Annotated in this window: 1 protein-coding gene; it reads left to right on the top strand. The window is 54.0% G+C overall.

Annotation, left to right across the window (positions count from 1 at the left end; all coding sequences use genetic code 11):
* Window positions 1-64: 64 nt before the first annotated feature.
* Window positions 65-1,227 (top strand): IS3 family transposase gene (locus ACODSV_RS36265; RefSeq protein WP_087148787.1). Its coding sequence is split into 2 segments (ribosomal slippage): window positions 65-320 and window positions 320-1,227, totalling 1,164 coding nucleotides; the frame shifts between segments, so codons are not numbered across the junction.
* Window positions 1,228-1,236 lie beyond the last annotated feature (9 nt).

Genomic DNA, 1,236 nt, shown 5'->3' on the forward strand with positions numbered 1-1,236 from the left:
TGTAGTGGTCTAATGAAACCGGACACTCATTTAGGCGAGAATGCTCGCCATATCGAGGTGTCAGATGACCAAGCAACGTCGTGTCTTTTCCGCTGAATTCAAACGCGAGGCTGCTGACCTCGTACTCAAACAAAATTACAGCTGCATCGAAGCCAGTCGTTCACTCGGCATTGGCGAGTCGGCCCTGCGCCGTTGGGTCAGTCAGCTTCTGCAGGAACGCACAGGCGTCACCCCGCAGAGCAAGGCGCTCACCCCAGAGCAGCAAAAGATCCAGGAACTGGAAGCCCGAATCGCCCGTCTTGAACGAGAGAAATCGATATTAAAAAAGGCTACCGCGCTCTTGATGTCGGAAGATCTCGAGCGTTCGCACTGATCCATCAGCTAAGCGCCCATGAACCTGTTGACTGCTTGTGCGAGGTGTTCGAAATCACCCGTTCGACTTACTACGCCCATCACCTCAGGCGGCGTTCTCCGGGCGTTGAGAGAATTCGATTACGCAGTCGAGTCAACGAACTGTTCACCCAGAGCCGAAACGCTGCTGGCAGCCGAAGTATCGTGTCGATGATGCAGGATGATGGCGAGCAGATCGGGCGTTTCAAGGTGCGAGGCTTGATGCGGGAACTGGGGTTGATCAGCAAGCAGCCTGGCTCGCATGCCTACAAAAAAGCAACGGTCGAGCGGCCTGACATTCCAAATACACTGAATCGTAAATTCGATGTTCCCGAGCCAAACAAGGTTTGGTGCGGTGACATCACCTACATCTGGGCGCAAGGGAAATGGCACTACCTGGCCGTGGTTATGGATCTCTATGCTCGCCGGATAGTGGGCTGGGCGTTATCAGGAAACCCGGATGCTGACTTGGTCACCAAAGCACTGGATATGGCCTATGAGCAACGCGGGAAGCCTCAAGGGCTGCTGTTTCATTCGGATCAGGGATCGCAATATGGAAGTCGCCACTTCCGTCAGCGTCTGTGGCGGTACCGCATCAGCCAGAGCATGAGTCGCCGGGGCAATTGCTACGACAACTCGCCGATGGAGCGAGTATTTCGCAGCTTGAAAACCGAGTGGATACCTTCAGTGGGTTATATGTCGGTTCAGCAGGCACAACGAGACATCAGTCATTATTTGATGCATCGCTACAACTGGATACGGCCTCATCAATTTAATGGCGGGCTAACGCCGGCTCAGGCCGAGAAAAAACTTAACGTCGTGTCCGGGATTAGTTGACCACTACAG

The organism is Pseudomonas sp. FG86 (genome assembly GCF_057808775.1).